Below are 17,339 nucleotides of genomic sequence, written 5' to 3' on the forward strand. Positions count from 1 at the left end.
GCGTGGGCTCGGCGGCCGTTTTCGCCGGTGTGCCCGGACCTCCATCGGCACGTACCGTTCACTCCTCGGGAGCGGATACTTCGCCACCCCGACCGGATATTGCGGTATCGCGGCCCGACAATCCGGTGCCGAAGTCGGATGTATCGGTGTCACAGCCCAATGCTTCGGCACCGCCGAAGGTTTCGTCGTCGCAAACGGATATTCCTCCCGCGCCGCAGGACGGGTCGTCGTCACCGACCCCGGTGCCGTCGCGTCAGAATGGGGCCGAGTCACCGGAATCCGGCGGCGCGCCCGATCCGGGCGGGGAGGCTCCGCCACCGGCCGAGGGCACGGGTGGCCCGGCGCGGCAGGAGGAATCGGACATCCCGGTGCGATCGGAATCCGAAACGCCCGCCGCGACACATGTCGAATCGCCACCGCTGGGGCTGCCTCGGGATGCGGACGAGGCGCGGCGGCTTGCGGAAGCTTTGCAGCCCCGTCTCAGCGAGGCGCAGCGCGTCGTGGACGAGTTGCGGGCGAATTTCACCGCAGCGCAGGAGGAATTGACTCGCCTGGAAGCGGAAGCGGAGCGATTCGGTGTCGACGATGCGCTACGCGCTCGTATCGACGAAGCGGAGCAGAAGGTCGGCGAAGAGTACATACGTGCCAGACGGATGGAGGACTCTCTCCTCTACCCGATGCTCGCCGAGCATGCCCAGTTGAAGGCGGCGGAAGATTGGTTCAACAGATATGGATCGGACACCCTCCCCTCGCCGGATCGCCGGCCGGTGCGAGGTCGGGATGTACTCGAGGATGTCGATGTCGTGCAGGCGGCCGAGTTCACCGACCCCGCATACATTCGCGGACCCGCCGATCCGGCACTGGGGCAGATCTACCGGCATCAGGGATTCGACGGACTGCCGGCGGTGACGGACTCGAACGGGGTGGACGCGGTCATCGCCGCCGGAGGTATCGAGTTCTTCCGGGGTGTAACGGACGCGGTATATGTCCGAGACTTCAAACAAGGTCCCTATTTTCCGGGTAGAGCCGACGGACATGTCATGGGAAACGGAACCTACGTTTCCACCGGCCGCCTGGTCGCCGAGGGTTCGGCGAGAGAGAACCCCGAAGGTGTTATGCGAATGGCGCTCCGCCCGGATGCGCGTGTCACCCATATCGACCGGTTGAAGGTCGAGCACGATGTGGTCCTGGACGGTTATCGAAAAGAGCGCGACCGGCTCGAACAGATGGAACGAACACCCGAAGTCGCCGCTCGCTTACAGGAGGTGAAGGCGGCAATCACCCTCTATGGGGACCTGGGCCGATTCGCAGCGGCAAGAGGGTACGACGCGTACGCCCTCGAGCACGGCTACTACCGTGACACGGATGTGTACTGGGTGGTATTGAACCGTACGGCACTGGTGGTGCAGGACACCCCATACGTGCCGAGTGCCGCGCGACCGTGAACCGATATCCGAGCGGTTCGGTGATAGGCCTGTGCGGCGATCGACGGGACCATTGCGATCAGAATGAACACAACACTCCCGACTCGACCCCTGCTCGGTCACCATGAACAGGCACGCGGGTGTGGCCGAGAGGTTAGGCAACGGTCTGCAAAGCCGTTCACGCGGGTTCGATTCCCGCCGCTCGCTCTACGATCGGCGCACCGTTCGCCGATATGCGTGACCGTCTCCGGGTTCAGCCGAGCCCGGAGAAATCCCGTAGCACGACATGGTTGCGATCGGACCAGCCGCCGAGGGTGTAGTCGGGGAACAGGCCGAGATACTCACCTCGGGTGAGGGTGCTCCAGCGGCGCGCCTCGGCGGTGCGCGTCTTGTAGAAATTCACCATGTATCCGCCCTCGTAGATCCGCAGCAGGCAGTATCCGCCCGGGTATTCCTTCACCGCGGCAACCTCCAGGAACTCCACGGCGCACGGGATGTCGGGTCGGGTGCGACGGGTGCGGTGGGTGTGACCGCTGTGGTGCAGGAAAACGCCGGGTGCGCGTTCGTAGGCCGCCTGGAGGCGGAAAGCGTCGGCGCGGTCGAGGGCGAAACCCGGCCCGCCGAGATTGGTCAGTCCCGATTCCACGGTCACCGGATGATGCCCGAAGACCAGCGTGGGGCGGTCGGGTTCGTCCCGCAGCAGTTGCCCGAGCCGGTCCAGTTGCGCCGGAGCCAGTTGCCCTCCGGAACCGTCCAGGGCGCTGGTATCGAGTCCCAGCAGGCGCAGCCCACCGAGCTCGTGCTCGATCAGTTGGCCGCGCGCACCGAAGACCTCGGCCCAACAGTCGTGGTGATCCGGTGCGTCGGACACAGCCGGGCAGTCCGTGTGCTCGGCGCCGGTGTGCGGGCGGTCGTGGTTGCCGCGCACCGCGAGATAGTCGACGCCCGCGACACCCCAGTCGTCGAGTCGGGATCGTACGGCGCGCATATCCGCGCGCGCGGCCTCGGCGGTCAGATCCCCCGCCAGCAGTAGGGCGGTGGCCCCGCGATCCGGTCGGCGCAGATCGTCGAGCAGCGCGTCCAGCATGAGCTGTGGATAGGGCGGTAACCCGGGGTCCTGCCGAATACCCGGTGGCAGATCGCCCACGAGCAGACCGCTGACGGTTTCGCCGTAGTGCACGTCATTGGCCAGCGCAATGGTGCGCAACAGTCGTCCCGGTGGCGGAACCAAGGTGGTGAATTCGCCGACGACTTCCGGAGCGCCCGGCAGCCGGGTGGTCACCGTGGGGGCTGCGACGGCGCGCACCCCCGCGGACCGGGCCTCGAAACGATAGGTGCGTCCCGGTTCCAGGCCGTCGATCTGCGCATAGTGGTACGGCGTCGACTCCGCGGACGCCCATACCGGTACGGGCGCTCGCGAGCTGTCGGCCGGTCCGAGTAGAACTTCGGCCTCGGTGGCCACCGGTACCCGAGCGTCGTCGCGGGCGCGGCTGGTCCAGGTGAGCACCGCCGAGCGGTCGGTGACCGTGACGACCTCCAGATCGTTGGCCACCACCGGGGTCTGGGCCGCTGCCCGCCCCGCGCGCGATAACGCGGTGGCGGGCAGCAGCATGGCCAGACCCAGCGCCCCCAGTATTGTGCGGCGTGAAGGCCCGCAGCAGTTCACAGCGGGCGGGTGCCGGTCAGGAATCCATATTGCTGCTGGAGCAGACCCGCCACTCGCCGTCCTCCTTCTTCAGCGTTTCGTCGGAGCTGTTGCTGGAATCGGTCTTCGTCCCGTTCTTGCCGGGGATGGAGAACTTCATCTGCCCGGTGATGTGCGCGGTGGCTCGATCACCGGTGACGACGATGTTCTCCACCGACTCGATGACGACCGTGAAGTTCGCCTGCGCGATCTGGGCCTTCTCCGAGGCCGACATATCGTCGAACTCGTCCCGGTCGGCCTTGCAGGCCTTGGCGGCGGCGGCCGCCATACCGTCATCGCTCAGGGTTTCGTAGAAATCCCGGATGGCCGCCTCGACCCGCTGCTCGTCGGATGCGAGCGGGGTGCGGCCCTGGACAGTGAGCACCACCACGGTCGCAATCCCCACGACGACCACCAATCCGGCCGCGATCAAACCGACGATGAGACCGGTGCGGCTCTTCTGCGGTTGCGGCGGCATACCCGGGGGCGGGAAACCGCCCGGTGGATTCATCCCCGGCTGGGGTGGGAAGCCCTGCGGAGGTACGCCGGGCGGTGGCGGGAAGCCCGGCTGCGGCATTCCCTGTTGTGGCGGTATCCCCGGCTGCGGAGCCCCCTGTGGTGGCGGATATGCCGGTGGCTGTCCTCCGTACGGCGGCTGCTGTCCGTACGGAGACATGCCCTGAGGCGGTTGTCCCCCCGGTGGGTAGGTCATCGTTCACATCCTTCGTTGCCGAATATCCATCGCAGATTACGACAGTCGGCGGTGATGTACGCGGATGAAGCCCACCGGTGGGAGGCCCCGTACCTCACCGCTTCGCTAACAACACGGGCGATTCGAACGATATGGAACTGGGACATCCGTACGGCGGCGCTGTCGATCTTCTCCCCGCTCAGGTTGCCTTCGGGGCAGCTCGGGCCTGGTGAATACGTCCGCTGTCGCGAGAAAGGACCTGCTGATGTTCTCGGCAACCATCTCCACCGCCCCGCGTCGGATCTTGGCCCGCGCGCTTGTCGTCGGCGGTATCGCCATAGCACCCCTGACCGCCTTGCCGATTTCGGTATCGGCCGAGCCACCGCCGCTCGTTGCGGTCGGCACCGCAATCGGACACGACCACATCGCACAGGACCGCCCCGGCCCCCGCGGTAACGACCAGTGGGGGGACCGCGACCGTGGTCGCGGTAACGACCGGTGGGGAGATCGTGGTCGCGGTAACGACCCGTTGTGGCGGCTGTTCCGCGATCTCATACCCGGCGGTTCGTTCGGCAGCGGTTGATCGCTGTCATCGGCGCCCCTCGACCGAGAGATATGCGGCCGGGATATGAAAAAGCCGCCTACCGGGTTGCTCGGTAGGCGGCTCATGGTGCCCTCGGCAGGATTCGAACCTGCGGCCTTCTGCTCCGGAGGCAGACGCTCTATCCCCTGAGCTACGAGGGCGGGGATCCGTCCGATCGGACTCGGGGATCCGGTCGATCGGGCGGACCACAGCGTATCGCATCGACGGGCGCGCGCCAAAACGCGCGGTAGGGGCTGGGATCGGATCAGTTCGCCGGCAACGGGCCGGCGCCGCGGGCGGCGAGCATATCGGTGATGAGCCGGGACTCGCCCTGCTGTGTGGTGGTCATCTTCTCGGCGAGCCCGCGCACCACGGCGGTTTCCGCGTGTTCGGCGGCGTATTCCAGCATCGGCAGACCGCCTTGATGATGGCGCAACATCAATTGCAGGAACAGCACGTCCAGGGCCCTGCCCTCGGCGCGGCGCAATGCGGCGAGTTCTTCGGTGTCGGCCATACCGGGCATGGCGGATACGGCACCGTGGCCGGTATGTGCGCCGTGGTCGTGTCCGGTCATCCAGCCCATATATCCGTCGGCGCCGCGAGCCGGTGCGCCCCACAGCTGAAGCCAGCCCTGCATACGGCCCAGTTGGCTCTGTTGAGTGGTGAGGATGTCGTAGGCCAGTCGCCGCACGTCGGGATCGGTGGAGCGGACGAGTGCCACCCCCGCCATCTCCACGGCCTGGGCGTGGTGAGCGGACATGTCCTGGTTGAACCCGATGTCGACCGGACCGGGCGCGGGGGCGGGGGTACCGTCGGTGCCGGCCCACACCAGCGCGCCGGCCGCGAAACCGAGCACCAGCAGACCGATGGCGGCCAGGATCAGCAGCGGAATTCGTTGGGTGCGCAACTGCGCGCGCAGACCGGTATCGGCGGATACCGGCGTGTCCGGGGAGTCCGCCGACCCGGTGGTCCCGGCCGGTTCGGTACGGACGTGTGCGCTCGGTTCCGGCACTAGCGGTCCGTTCCCGCCGGGGGCTGCGTTCCCGGCATGCCGGGGATACCAGGGATGCCGGGGATGCCGGGCGGCAGGCCGGGCATACCGGAGAGCCCGCCGAGTTCCGACTGGTCGGGGGTGAGGCCGGCGCCGTCCATCGGCACCGCATTCGGTCCGGGCGGGGTGGGGTCGTACGGCGGCGGGTTGTCGGTGTCGAAGACGATGGTCGAGCAGTCCGCGCCGATTTCCGGATAGGTATTGGGGTTCAGGCGCAGCGCGGTGATGAACCGGCCGATCCGCTTGTCGTCGGCGCTGTCGACGGACAGCTGGTGGCCCCACGACTGGAGCGAGATCGGAGCCTCCTGGTCGGGATGCGGCGACAGCATCATGTACTGCTCGCCCTTCACCCGGTCCTTCAGTTTCTCGATTCCCGCGCTATCGATCTCGGCCGGGTTGTAGGTGATCCAGATCGCGCCGTGTTCCAAGGAGTGCACGGCGTTCTCCTCCCGGATCGGCTTGTCGTAGACCGTGCCCATACAGGTGGCCCAGGACGAGTCGTGCGGTCCGCCGAACGGAGGATGCCGGTCGTAGGCGACCCGTTGGTCCGGGCCGATGTGCAATCCGGCCGGGAAGTCCTGCTTCACCACCCCCTCGATCTCGTCGGAGGGGTCCTTGTGCGCCTCACTGGGGGTGTATTTCTCCAGATCGGCCTTTTCCTGATATTTGGGTACCAGGTAGACCGCCAGTGCTCCGATCAGCCCGATGATCACGACGGCCGCGCCGATGGTGAGCCACGGAATTCGGCGAATACCCGCAAGCTTCGACTGTCCGGCGCCGCTCTTGCGGGCGGGGCCGACCTTTCCCGCCGCCTTCACGGCCTTCGCCGATTTGGCGCTGGTCTTGTTCGGCATCGACTGGTCCTCGCTCTTCGTCGGGTGTGGACACTGCCCGGTCGACGGTGCCCACTCGCGGCGCGCACCTGCCCGGACCATAGGATAGAGACTCGTGACTCCAGCCGACCTCGCAGATCTCCTTCATGCCACCGCGGCGAAGGTCCTCGCCGAACGTGGCCTGGACCCCGCCGTCCTGCCCGACAAGGTCGATGTGGAGCGCCCGCGAAACCCCGAGCACGGTGATTATGCGACCAATCTGGCGATGCGGGTCGCGAAGAAGGCCGGGACCACCCCGCGTGATCTGGCCGGCTGGCTGGCCGAGGCACTGATCGGCGCCGAGGGAGTGGCCTCGGCCGAGCCGGCCGGGCCCGGCTTCCTCAATATCCGGCTGGCGGCCTCGGCGCAGGGCGCCATTCTCGAGCAGGTGACCCGCGCGGGCGCCGCCTACGGCACCTCCGACGCGCTGCGCGGCACCCGGATCAATCTGGAATTCGTCTCCGCCAACCCCACCGGACCGGTGCATCTGGGCGGTACGCGCTGGGCCGCGGTCGGTGATGCGCTCGGCCGTATCCTGGCCGCGCAGGGCGCCGAAGTGGTGCGGGAGTACTACTTCAACGATCACGGCGCGCAGATCGACCGGTTCGCCGAATCGTTGGTCGCCGCCGCCACCGGGGCGCCCACCCCGGAGAAGGGGTATGCGGGCGCCTATATCGGCGAGATCGCGAACAAGATCGTCTCCGCCCACCCGGAAGCGCTCGAACTGGAGCCGGCGCAACGGCTGGAATTGTTCCGCGCCGAAGGCGTCGAATTGATGTTTGCCCATATCAAGAAGACGCTGCACGAATTCGGCACCGATTTCGATGTGTACTTCAACGAGAGTTCGCTGTTCGCCTCGGGTGCGGTGGACCGTGCGGTGGAGCAGTTGAAGAATTCCGGTGATCTCTACGCCAAGGACGGCGCCTGGTGGATCGCCAGCTCCGAATACGGCGACGATCAGGACCGGGTGGTCATAAAAAGCGATGGTCGGGCCGCCTATATCGCCGGCGATATCGCCTATTTCCAGGACAAGCGGGCACGTGGTTTCGATCTGTGCATTTATATGCTCGGCGCCGACCACCACGGCTATATCGGTCGGTTGAAGGCCGCCGCGGCGGCGTTCGGCGACGATCCGAATACCGTCGAGGTGCTCATCGGTCAGATGGTCAACCTGCTGCGCGACGGTGTCGCGGTGCGGATGAGCAAGCGAGCGGGCACCGTGGTCACCCTGGACGATCTGGTCGAGGCCATCGGTGTGGACGCCGCCCGCTATTCCCTGGTGCGCAGCTCGGTGAATTCGAGTATCGATATCGACCTGGATCTGTGGGCGAAACAGGACAGCGTCAATCCGGTCTATTACGTGCAGTACGCGCATGCGCGCACCTGCTCCATCGCCCGTAATGCCGAGGCGTTCGACTACGACGCGGTGGAGCCGGATTTCGCGCTGCTGTCCGCCGACGAGGAGGGTGCGCTGATCCGCACCATCGGCGAGTTCCCCCGGGTGGTCGCCGCGGCCGCCACGCTGCGCGAACCGCATCGGGTGGCCCGCTATCTCGAGGAACTCGCGGGTGCCTATCACGCGTTCCAGACCAACAAGGCCCTGCGCGTACTCCCGCAGGGCGATGATCCCGTGACCCCGGTCAATGCCGCCCGGCTCGTCCTGGTCAACGCCACCCGACAGGTGCTCGCCAATGGTCTCGGCCTGCTCGGCGTCACCGCTCCGGAGCGCATGTGAGCGTTCGACCGTCATCCCGAGACCGCATCGCCCGATCCCGCCGAGGACGGACGAGGAAGGAAGACCGATGAGCGCGCATCCGGCCGGCCCCCGGCACGCCGTGATCCCGCATGCCCCCAGCCTGCCGGAACGTCCGACCGATCCGCGAGAGCTGATCGACCTGCCCGCCCAGGTGTGGCCGCGTAACGCCACCCGCGGCGAGGATGGGGTCGTCCGGCTCGCCGGCCTGCCGGTGACCGAATTGGCGGCACAGTTCGGTACGCCGTTGTTCGTGGTGGACGAAGACGATTTCCGCTCCCGCTGCCGGGATATGGTGCAGGCGTTCGGGCAGGGCGCCCGGGTGCACTACGCGTCCAAGGCCTTCCTGTGTAGCGAGGTGGCGCGCTGGATTCGGGACGAAGGGCTGTCCCTGGACGTGTGTTCCGGCGGTGAGCTGGCGGTGGCGCTGCACGCCGGGTTCCCCGCCGAGCGAATCACCTTCCACGGCAACAACAAATCCGTCGCCGAGCTGGAGGCCGCGGTGGCCGCCGGGGTCGGGCACGTGGTGGTCGACTCCCTCGTGGAGATCGAACGGCTGGAGGCCGTCGCGGGGCGCGCCGCAGTGGTGCAGGACGTACTGGTGCGTGTCACCGTCGGCGTGGAGGCCCACACCCACGAATACATCTCCACCGCGCACGAGGACCAGAAATTCGGTTTCTCCATTGCCGGTGGCGATGCGATGGAGGCATTGGCGCGCGTCTTCGACGCCGATAATCTGCGTTTGGTCGGACTGCACAGCCATATCGGTTCGCAGATTTTCGATATCGACGGATTCGAAATCGCCGCACACCGGATGTTGGGATTGCTGCGCGAGGCCGTCGACAAATTCGGGGTCGAGCGGACCGCGCAGATCTCGCTGTTGGATCTGGGTGGCGGTCTCGGTATCTCCTACCTGCCCTCGGACGATCCGCCGGTATTGCAGGAATTCGCCGACAAACTGCGCGAACTGGTCGCCCGGGAGGCGGAACTGGCCGGATTGCCGGTGCCGGAGATCGCGGTGGAACCCGGCCGGGCCATCGCCGGTCCGGGGACGGTGACGCTGTACGAGATCGGCACGATCAAGGATGTCGGCCTCGATGGTGGGCTGCGCCGCCGCTACGTCAGCGTGGACGGGGGGATGAGCGACAATATCCGTCCCGCCTTGTATCAGGCCGACTACGACTGCCGCCTGGTGTCCCGAGCGTCGGAGGCCCTTCCGGTGGTGGCCCGGGTGGTGGGAAAGCATTGCGAAAGCGGCGATATCGTCATTCGGGACACCTGGATGCCCGGTGACGCCGGTCCGGGTGATCTGCTCGCGGTGGCCGCGACCGGTGCCTACTGCTATTCCATGTCGAGTCGATACAACATGTTGACCCGTCCCGCCGTGGTCGCCGTGCGCGATGGCGCCGCCCGGCTGATCCTGCGTCGGGAAACGGTGGCGGACCTGCTGAGCCTGGAGGTCCGATGAGCGAGACGAAAGGGGCGACCATGACCGAGTCGACCACCGAACACGGCCGGTGGGGGTCCGAACGGCCGATCGGGGTGGCCGTGCTCGGAATGGGCAATGTCGGCACCGAGGTGGTGCGCATTCTGCGGGACCACGTCGACGATCTACGTGCCCGAGTCGGCGCGCCGGTGGTGCTGCGCGGAGTCGCGGTGCGCAATACGGCCGATCGCGGTATTCCCGCCGAGCTGTTGACCACCGACGCCGATGCCCTCGTCGCCCGCCCCGATGTGGATATCGTCGTGGAGGTGATCGGTGGGATCGCCGTACCGCGCCGGCTCATCCTGGCCGCCCTCGAGGCGGGCAAGTCCGTGGTTACCGCGAACAAGGCGCTGTTGGCCGACTACACCGGGGAGCTGGCCGCCGCCGCCGAGCGCAGTCGGGCCGACCTGTACTTCGAGGCCGCCGTGGCGGGTGCCATTCCGGTGGTGCGGCCGTTGATCCAGTCGCTGTCCGGTGACCGGGTGCAGCGCGTCGTCGGTATCGTCAACGGCACCACCAACTTCATTCTCTCCGCCATGGACGAGACCGGCGCCGACTACCACGAGGTCCTCGCCGAGGCCACCCGACTGGGTTACGCCGAGGCCGACCCCACCGCCGACGTCCAGGGGTACGACGCCGCCGCCAAGGCCGCCATCCTGGCCTCGCTGGCCTTCCACACCCGGGTCACCGCCGCCGACGTCTACTGCGAGGGCATCACCCGGATCACCGCCGAGGATCTGGAAACGGCCACCGCGCTGGGTTGCACCGTCAAACTGCTCGCCATCTGCGAACGGGTTCCCGCCGGACCGGGGGAGCCTGGCCCGGAGGAAGGCGGCAAGGAGCGGGTCTCGGTGCGCGTGTATCCGGCGCTCATTCCCCGCAAACACCCCTTGGCAGCGGTGTCCGGTGCCTTCAACGCGGTTGTGGTGGAGGCCGAGAACGCGGGCCGGCTCATGTTCTACGGCCAGGGTGCGGGCGGTGCGCCGACCGCGTCGGCGGTCCTGGGTGATCTGGTGATGGCCGCGCGTAACAAGTTCTTCGGTGGCCGTGCTCCGGGCGAATCGGTTTATGCTGAGCTACCGATTGCGCCGATCGGCGATACGCCCACCCGCTATCACGTGAACCTGCAGGTCGCCGACCGGCCGGGTGTGTTGCAGGCGGTGGCGGGTGAATTCGCCGACCGCGGGGTGAGCATCTCCACGGTGCGCCAGGAAGGGCACGGGGAGGGCGCCCGGCTGGTCGTCGTCACCCACACCGCGACGGAATCGGCGCTCGCGGACACCGTGTCCGCGCTGGCGGAACTGGATTCCGTCATCTCCGTGACCAGTGTTCTGAGATTGGAAGGCACCGAAGAATGAGTACGACTGGCGTCCGGCCACAAGCGGGAACCCACACCAGGTGGCCGGGGCTGATCGCGGCCTACCGTGACCGGCTCGCCGTCGGCGCCGACTGGGAGCCGGTCACCCTCTACGAGGGCGGCACCCCGCTGGTCCCCGCACCGCACCTGTCGGAGCTCACCGGCTGCGAGGTCTACCTGAAGGTCGAAGGCCTGAATCCGACCGGTTCCTTCAAGGACCGCGGGATGACCATGGCCATCACCGACGCCAGGCATCGCGGCCAGAAGGCGGTGCTGTGCGCCTCCACCGGCAATACCTCAGCCTCGGCGGCCGCCTATGCCACCCGGGCCGGAATGAGCTGCGCGGTGTTGATCCCGCAGGGCAAGATCGCCATGGGCAAACTGGCCCAGGCCGTGATGCTCGGCGCGAAGATCATCCAGGTCGAGGGCAATTTCGACGACTGCCTCGAACTGGCCCGCAAGGTCACCTCCGAATTCCCGGAGATCGGCCTGGTCAACTCGGTTAACCCGGCCCGTATCGAAGGCCAGAAGACCGCTGCCTTCGAGATCTGCGACGTCCTGGGTCGAGCCCCGGACGTGCATGCGCTACCGGTGGGCAACGCCGGAAATATCACCGCCTACTGGCGTGGTTACCGGGAGTACAAGGCCGACGGTGTCACCGCTTCCCTGCCCCGCATGCTCGGTGTGCAAGCGGCGGGCGCCGCGCCGCTGGTGCAGGGAGCTCCGGTCAAGGATCCGGAGACCATCGCCACCGCCATCCGGATCGGCGCCCCGGCCTCGTGGAACGGCGCGGTCGAGGCCAAGGAACAGTCCGGTGGCATGTTCCGGGCCGCGACCGACGAGAAGATTCTCGAGGCGTACCGGTTGGTCGCCGCAACCGAGGGTGTTTTCGTCGAGCCCGCATCCGCGGCCAGTGTGGCCGGTCTGCTGGCCGCCCGCGAGGAAGGGCAGTTGGAAGCCGGCCTGACCGTGGTGTGCACCGTGACCGGCAATGGTCTCAAGGACCCCGATACCGCACTGTCCGGTATGCCGCAGGTGCGGCCGATCGCTGTGGACCCCGTTGCGGTGGCCACCGAACTAGAGCTGGCCTGAGTTGGACACACACGACAGTCAAGTCATGACCCGAACTCTGCCCGCCGGCCTCACGGTGACCGCGCGGGTTCCCGCGTCCACCGCCAATCTCGGCCCCGGTTTCGATTCGCTGGGTATGGCGCTGGGTATCTACGACGAGATCGAGGTTCACAGCACCGATTCCGGGCTCACCGTTCGGGTCGAGGGCGAGGGTGCCGACGAAGTGCCCTGGGGCCCATCGCATCTGGTGGTCCGGGCGATCGAGCGTGGTCTGGAGACCGCCGGGGTTTGGGCCAACGGCCTGGATGTGGTGTGCCGGAATGCGATTCCGCATTCACGTGGTCTAGGTTCCTCGGCCTCGGCCGTGGTGGGCGGACTCGCCGCCGGATGCGCGCTGGCCGCCGAGTTCGATCCCGGCCTGACCGTCGATACCGATCGGCTGGTGCAGTTGGCCTCGGAATTCGAAGGGCATCCGGACAATGCCGCGGCCAGTGTGCTGGGTGGAATCGTGGTGTCGTGGACCGAAACCGCGCGGCCCGGCGATGACGCCGACCGCCCCGAGCGGATCTACCGCGCGGTGCGGGTGCCGGCCCATCCGGCGCTGCATCCGGTGGTGTTGATTCCCGAGGATCGCTCCTCCACGGCGCATACCCGGGGCCTGTTGCCCGAAAGTGTTCCGCACTGCGACGCGGCGTTCAACGTGAGCCGGGCCGCCTTGGCGGTGGTCGCGCTGTCTCAGCGCCCTGACCTGCTGCTTTCCGCCACCGAGGACCGGTTGCACCAGGCTCAGCGGGCACCCGCGCTCCCGGTCACCACGGCCTGGATCCAACGGCTGCGGGCCGCCGGCATAGCCGCCACGGTCTCCGGCGCCGGACCCACCGTGCTGGCCCTCGGCACCGAACCGTTCCCCGTCGAACTTCGCGACCTCGCGATCGCGGACGGGTTGCGGGTGGTGGAGCCGGGGCTTGCCGAGGGCGTCCGCGTCGGCTGACGGGCGCGCCCACCTTGCCGAGGGTGACATTGTGCGGCTATCCTGGGCGAGTCCGTACATCGCGCGCATCAGACGCCGGTGCTTCATCAGGGCAATCGCTCCAGCAGGCTCCTGGCTCGAGCCTCCAGGCCATGGGGGTGCTGCGCAGCTTCGGAAGCTACGCAGCTGGAATGATCTCTCCCACCATTCATCACCGGTGGTGAAGCCTCCGGGCCCGGCGGAGCAGGCGGTACGGCTATACATCCGAGTCCGGTATGCGTTCGGACTACGGAACGAACCCTCGACTCAGCACACGGCCGCCGAGGGAAGGAAAGGATCTCCGTGACAGATACGGACCTGCTCGCGACACCCGGGGTGGAATCCGACACCCAACCCTCGGGCGACCGCGAAAGTGACTCCGGACAGATTTCGAAGATGAGCGAATACACCGACGTCGCACGATCGGGGCTGACTGGAATGTTGTTGCCGCAGTTGCGCGCATTGGCGGGGGAGCTCGGTATCCGAGGTACCTCCGGAATGCGCAAGGGCGATCTCATCGCCGCCATCAAGGAAAATCAGGCGCAGGCGGCAACCACGGGCAGAGCCCGTTCGACGAAGTCGACCGCCTCCAGGACCACTCGCAAGACCGCCGAGCAGCCGAGCCGGGACACCGCGTCCACTCCGGCCCCCGAACAGGCCGAGGCCTCGTCCGCGCGCTCCGCCGCCAAGTCGGCCGCGCCGACCGCAGAGCCGGATACGGCTGCCAAGCCCAAGGCCGATGCGCCCGCGGAGGGCAAGTCCACGAACACCAAGTCGGTGGACACCAAGCCCGCGGAAACCAACGGAGCGGTCGAGACCACCGGCAAACCGGCGGGTGAAACCGAGGAATCCGGACGTGACCAGGGGCAGCGTGGTCGAGGCCGACAGCGCCGCGAACGCAATCAGGCCGGACGTGGTGAGCAGGCCAAGGCCGGCGCCACCACCGACGGCCGCGCCGACGAGACCAAACAGGACGGCCGGCCGGAGGCCGGGACGGACGCCAAACAGGACGGTAAATCGGATACCGACCAGGGCGAACGCCGTCGGGAACGGAACCAGTCCACTCAAACCGAGCAACGTGGTTCCGGTGGCGGACGGGACGAGGAGGAAGGTGGACGCGGTCGCCGCGGCCGCCGCTTCCGGGAACGCCGCCGCGGTCGCGACCGGGACGGTGGCGAGTCGCGCGAGCCGGAGATCCGCGAGGACGATGTGCTCCAGCCCGTCGCAGGCATCCTCGACGTACTGGACAACTACGCTTTCGTGCGCACCTCCGGGTACCTGGCGGGCCCGAACGACGTGTACGTCTCCATGAACCTGGTCCGCAAGAACGGTCTGCGCCGCGGTGACGCGATCACCGGCGCGGTGCGTGCCCCGCGTGAGGGCGAGCAGTCCAACCAGCGGCAGAAGTTCGATCCGCTGGTGCGGTTGGACACCGTCAACGGTAGCGATGTGGAATCGGCCAAGCGTCGTCCCGAGTTCGGCAAGCTCACCCCGCTCTACCCGAACCAGCGGCTGCGGCTGGAAACCACACCGCAGAAGCTGACCACCCGGGTGATCGACCTGATCATGCCGATCGGCAAGGGACAGCGCGCGCTGATCGTCTCGCCGCCGAAGGCCGGTAAGACCACCATCCTGCAGGACATCGCGAACGCGATCGCCACCAACAACCCCGAGTGCTACCTGATGGTGGTGTTGGTCGACGAACGCCCCGAAGAGGTCACCGATATGCAGCGTTCGGTGAAGGGTGAGGTCATCGCCTCCACCTTCGACCGGCCGCCGTCGGACCACACCTCGGTCGCCGAACTGGCCATCGAGCGGGCCAAGCGCCTGGTCGAGATGGGCAAGGACGTGGTGGTACTACTCGACTCGATCACTCGACTGGGTCGCGCGTACAACAACTCCTCGCCGGCTTCGGGCCGCATCCTGTCCGGTGGTGTCGACTCCACCGCGCTGTACCCGCCGAAGCGGTTCCTCGGCGCGGCCCGCAATATCGAGAACGGCGGCTCGCTGACCATCATCGCCACCGCCATGGTGGAAACCGGGTCCACTGGTGACACGGTCATCTTCGAGGAGTTCAAGGGCACGGGTAACGCCGAGCTCAAACTCGATCGCAAGATCGCCGAGCGTCGTGTGTTCCCGGCGGTGGACGTCAACCCGTCCGGTACCCGCAAGGACGAGCTGCTACTGAGCCCCGACGAGGCCGCGGTACTGCACAAACTACGTCGGGTGCTGTCCGGGCTGGATTCGCATCAGGCGATAGACCTGCTGATCGACCGGCTCAAGAAGAGCAAGAACAATCTGGAATTCCTGATGCAGGTGTCCAAGACCGCGCCGGGCGCGTTGGACGAATAGCCACATCGGCAATTCCGTATCGGTTCGAATCGCGACGAGGACCCCGCTTCGGCGGGGTCCTCGTTCGTTTTCGGGAGGTGGCGCGAAGAAGATCGCTCCAATGACGGCGGCCCCCACGATGAGGGTGAGGAGAACCCACGCCACCGCAACGGTCGTCGGCGCCGTTTCCGACGGGAGTGCGGTGAGCGAAGCGCCATCCGGTTCGAGGGTCGACGGCGGGGGAGTGAATTGCGTGGCCGCCGAAAGCGTGCTTCCGGCGTGCGGGGTGTGCGCCGTTCGCGCGGGGGTGTGCGGAACGGGCCCGAGGCACAGACCCGTCACGGCGGTCGAGAACAGCGTGATCATCACCGTCCGAGCGATCCGGCTTCTCACACGTGTCTCCCTTGTGCCTCACGTATGACCCAGATCTCGGGCAGGCCGGATCTCGGGTAATCCACAGATCTGGGGTAATGACGCAACCGCCGCGTGTGCGCGGACAACCAACTCCCTCCATCGAGGGTTTCACGTCTCCGCTCGCGGCGCTGCCCCCTATTTCCAGGGGCGATAGCAACCGGAGATGACCGGGTACGGGGAACAAGCGGGCGGGTGGGCGCGTTGTAGCGGGCAACGGTGTTTCTGGCATACTGGATCGCCGTGCGTCCGTGGATTTCCACGGACAATCCCGCCCGAGGGTGGTGGCCGGACTTCGGTTCGTCACCGGCCGGTCGAGGCACGGATCGCGAAGTGCGGTTCGGGCGCGGCCTCAGCGAGGGCGGAGGTACGCCTAGTCCGGTTCCGGTTCACGTCCGACGCTCGCGTGGGCGACCCGGCGACCGATATCGAGAGGACATCCATGAAGGCAGGAATCCATCCGTCCTACGTCGAGACCACGGTTGTCTGTGGTTGCGGCAACACCTTCCAGACCCGGTCCACCAAGGAATCCGGGCACATCACCGTCGAGGTCTGCTCGCAGTGCCATCCGTTCTACACCGGCAAGCAGAAGATCCTCGACACCGGTGGCCGTGTGGCGCGGTTCGAGGCCCGGTACGGCAAGCGCGCCGGTAAGAAGGCCGACTCCAAGTAGCTTCACCGCGGACGCCCGGACCTGCTCGGCAGGCCGGGCGTCCGCGCTTATCTGCCTATCTGCCTGTTCGCCGCCGCATTCCGGAACAAGTCCTCGAGGAGGAGCCCACGTCATGGCCGATCGCGCTGCACCGTCCGCTATCGACGACATTCTGGCGGAGTACGCCGGATTGGAGACGCAGCTGGCCGATCCGGCACTGCACAACGACCCGGGTGCGGCGCGTCGGGTGGGTAAACGGTTCGCCGAGCTCGCACCGGTGATGGCCACCTACAAGAAGCTGGTCGCCGCCCGGGACGATCTCGAGGCCGCCCGGGAGCTGGCCGCCGACGATTCCACGTTCGCGGCCGAGGTACCCGGACTCGAGGAGCAGGTCGACCAGCTCGAACGGGCCCTGACCGATCTGTTGGCCCCGCGGGACCCGCACGACGGCGACGATGTGGTGCTCGAGGTGAAGTCCGGGGAAGGCGGCGAGGAGTCCGCCCTGTTCGCCGCGGATCTGGCCCGGATGTACATCCGGTATGCCGAGCGGCGTGGCTGGAAGGTCGAGATACTCGACGCCACCATGTCCGACCTGGGTGGATACAAGGAGGCCACCCTGTCGATCAAGAGCCGCGACGCCGCCCGGGACGGAGTGTGGTCGCGCTTCAAATTCGAGGGCGGGGTGCACCGGGTGCAACGGGTTCCGGTGACCGAATCGCAGGGCCGGGTGCATACCTCCGCGGCGGGTGTGCTCATCTACCCCGAGCCCGACGAGGTGCAGGAGGTGCAGATCGATGAGAACGATCTGCGTATCGATGTCTACCGATCCTCGGGCAAGGGCGGCCAGGGAGTGAACACCACCGACTCCGCAGTTCGGATCACCCACCTGCCCACGGGAATCGTGGTCACCTGCCAGAACGAGCGCTCCCAGCTGCAGAACAAGACCCGTGCCATGCAGGTGCTG

The 17,339-nt window shown here is 67.1% G+C and carries 14 protein-coding genes and 2 tRNA genes; 11 read left to right on the forward strand and 5 right to left on the reverse strand.

Annotation, left to right across the window (positions count from 1 at the left end; translation table 11 throughout):
* Positions 1-368 precede the first annotated feature (368 nt).
* Together ON32_RS04625 and ON32_RS04630 are read left to right on the forward strand one after the other, a co-directional pair.
* On the forward strand, positions 369-1,445 hold the full coding sequence (locus tag ON32_RS04625; RefSeq protein ID WP_157224072.1) for a coiled-coil domain-containing protein: 1,077 nt from the start codon (positions 369-371) through the stop codon (positions 1,443-1,445).
* Between the two features lie 115 nt (positions 1,446-1,560).
* Positions 1,561-1,631: transfer RNA gene (locus tag ON32_RS04630), tRNA-Cys, on the forward strand.
* A 46-nt stretch (positions 1,632-1,677) separates the two neighbouring features.
* Here the strand turns inward: ON32_RS04630 and ON32_RS04635 are convergent.
* Together ON32_RS04635 and ON32_RS04640 are read right to left on the reverse strand one after the other, a co-directional pair.
* Positions 1,678-3,036 carry a metallophosphoesterase gene (locus tag ON32_RS04635; protein WP_245550803.1) on the reverse strand — a complete coding sequence of 453 codons (1,359 nt, stop codon included), beginning with the start codon at positions 3,034-3,036 and terminating at the stop codon, positions 1,678-1,680.
* A 70-nt stretch (positions 3,037-3,106) separates the two neighbouring features.
* Positions 3,107-3,820 (reverse strand): nuclear transport factor 2 family protein, encoded by a 714-nt coding sequence (locus ON32_RS04640; protein WP_040788916.1) that lies wholly within the window; start codon positions 3,818-3,820, stop codon positions 3,107-3,109.
* 244 nt (positions 3,821-4,064) lie between these two features.
* On the opposite strand from ON32_RS04640, the gene ON32_RS04645 reads away from it, so the two are divergent.
* Positions 4,065-4,382 (forward strand): hypothetical protein, encoded by a 318-nt coding sequence (locus ON32_RS04645; RefSeq protein ID WP_157224073.1) that lies wholly within the window; start codon positions 4,065-4,067, stop codon positions 4,380-4,382.
* A gap of 85 nt (positions 4,383-4,467) precedes the next feature.
* On the opposite strand, the gene ON32_RS04650 is transcribed toward ON32_RS04645, so the two are convergent.
* The 3 genes from ON32_RS04650 to ON32_RS04660 all read right to left on the reverse strand — a co-directional run bounded on the left by ON32_RS04650 (position 4,468) and on the right by ON32_RS04660 (position 6,287).
* Positions 4,468-4,543: transfer RNA gene (locus ON32_RS04650), tRNA-Arg, on the reverse strand.
* A gap of 104 nt (positions 4,544-4,647) precedes the next feature.
* Entirely contained in the window at positions 4,648-5,301 is a 654-nt protein-coding gene (locus ON32_RS04655; protein WP_040788926.1) for a DUF305 domain-containing protein, read from the reverse strand.
* Positions 5,302-5,393: 92 nt separating this feature from the next.
* Positions 5,394-6,287: a thioredoxin-like domain-containing protein gene (locus ON32_RS04660; protein ID WP_040788918.1), complete on the reverse strand. Its 894-nt coding sequence runs from the start codon at positions 6,285-6,287 to the stop codon at positions 5,394-5,396.
* A gap of 94 nt (positions 6,288-6,381) precedes the next feature.
* Here ON32_RS04660 and argS point away from each other — a divergent pair, with 94 nt between their 5' ends.
* From argS to ON32_RS04700, 8 genes are all read left to right on the forward strand, one after another.
* The gene (gene argS / locus ON32_RS04665) at positions 6,382-8,040 is read left to right on the forward strand and encodes an arginine--tRNA ligase (protein WP_040788919.1); all 1,659 of its coding nucleotides are present in this window, start codon (positions 6,382-6,384) and stop codon (positions 8,038-8,040) included.
* 67 nt (positions 8,041-8,107) lie between these two features.
* Complete coding sequence (gene lysA / locus ON32_RS04670; RefSeq protein WP_040788921.1) at positions 8,108-9,526, forward strand: diaminopimelate decarboxylase; 1,419 nt, start codon at positions 8,108-8,110, stop codon at positions 9,524-9,526.
* 20 nt (positions 9,527-9,546) lie between these two features.
* Complete coding sequence (locus ON32_RS04675) at positions 9,547-10,902, forward strand: homoserine dehydrogenase (protein ID WP_051132863.1); 1,356 nt, start codon at positions 9,547-9,549, stop codon at positions 10,900-10,902.
* A complete protein-coding gene (gene thrC, locus ON32_RS04680) occupies positions 10,899-11,993 on the forward strand; it encodes a threonine synthase (protein ID WP_040788923.1) in 1,095 nt (364 codons plus the stop codon). Before ON32_RS04675 ends, thrC begins: the two co-directional genes overlap by 4 nt.
* Before the next feature lie 25 nt (positions 11,994-12,018).
* A complete protein-coding gene (thrB, locus tag ON32_RS04685) occupies positions 12,019-12,963 on the forward strand; it encodes a homoserine kinase (protein ID WP_040788928.1) in 945 nt (314 codons plus the stop codon).
* A gap of 321 nt (positions 12,964-13,284) precedes the next feature.
* Positions 13,285-15,333 carry a transcription termination factor Rho gene (gene rho, locus ON32_RS04690; protein WP_040788924.1) on the forward strand — a complete coding sequence of 683 codons (2,049 nt, stop codon included), beginning with the start codon at positions 13,285-13,287 and terminating at the stop codon, positions 15,331-15,333.
* A gap of 832 nt (positions 15,334-16,165) precedes the next feature.
* Positions 16,166-16,396: a 50S ribosomal protein L31 gene (rpmE, locus tag ON32_RS04695; protein WP_040788930.1), complete on the forward strand. Its 231-nt coding sequence runs from the start codon at positions 16,166-16,168 to the stop codon at positions 16,394-16,396.
* Between the two features lie 112 nt (positions 16,397-16,508).
* The coding region (locus ON32_RS04700; RefSeq protein ID WP_040788925.1) for a PCRF domain-containing protein at positions 16,509-17,339 on the forward strand (831 nt) is incomplete at its 3' end.

Source organism: Nocardia paucivorans NBRC 100373, assembly GCF_000308675.1.
Lineage (GTDB): Bacteria > Actinomycetota > Actinomycetes > Mycobacteriales > Mycobacteriaceae > Nocardia > Nocardia paucivorans.

Excerpts from the sequence above, each read along its gene's own strand:
- ON32_RS04640 (WP_040788916.1), bottom strand. The coding sequence starts at position 3,820 with ATGACCTACCCACCGGGGGGACAACCGCCTCAGGGCATGTCTCCGTAC.
- thrB (WP_040788928.1), top strand. The coding sequence starts at position 12,019 with ATGACCCGAACTCTGCCCGCCGGCCTCACGGTGACCGCGCGGGTTCCC.
- ON32_RS04645 (WP_157224073.1), top strand. The coding sequence starts at position 4,065 with ATGTTCTCGGCAACCATCTCCACCGCCCCGCGTCGGATCTTGGCCCGC.
- ON32_RS04675 (WP_051132863.1), top strand. The coding sequence starts at position 9,547 with ATGACCGAGTCGACCACCGAACACGGCCGGTGGGGGTCCGAACGGCCG.
- ON32_RS04660 (WP_040788918.1), bottom strand. The coding sequence starts at position 6,287 with ATGCCGAACAAGACCAGCGCCAAATCGGCGAAGGCCGTGAAGGCGGCG.
- lysA (WP_040788921.1), top strand. The coding sequence starts at position 8,108 with ATGAGCGCGCATCCGGCCGGCCCCCGGCACGCCGTGATCCCGCATGCC.
- ON32_RS04635 (WP_245550803.1), bottom strand. The coding sequence starts at position 3,036 with ATGCTGCTGCCCGCCACCGCGTTATCGCGCGCGGGGCGGGCAGCGGCC.
- thrC (WP_040788923.1), top strand. The coding sequence starts at position 10,899 with ATGAGTACGACTGGCGTCCGGCCACAAGCGGGAACCCACACCAGGTGG.
- rpmE (WP_040788930.1), top strand. The coding sequence starts at position 16,166 with ATGAAGGCAGGAATCCATCCGTCCTACGTCGAGACCACGGTTGTCTGT.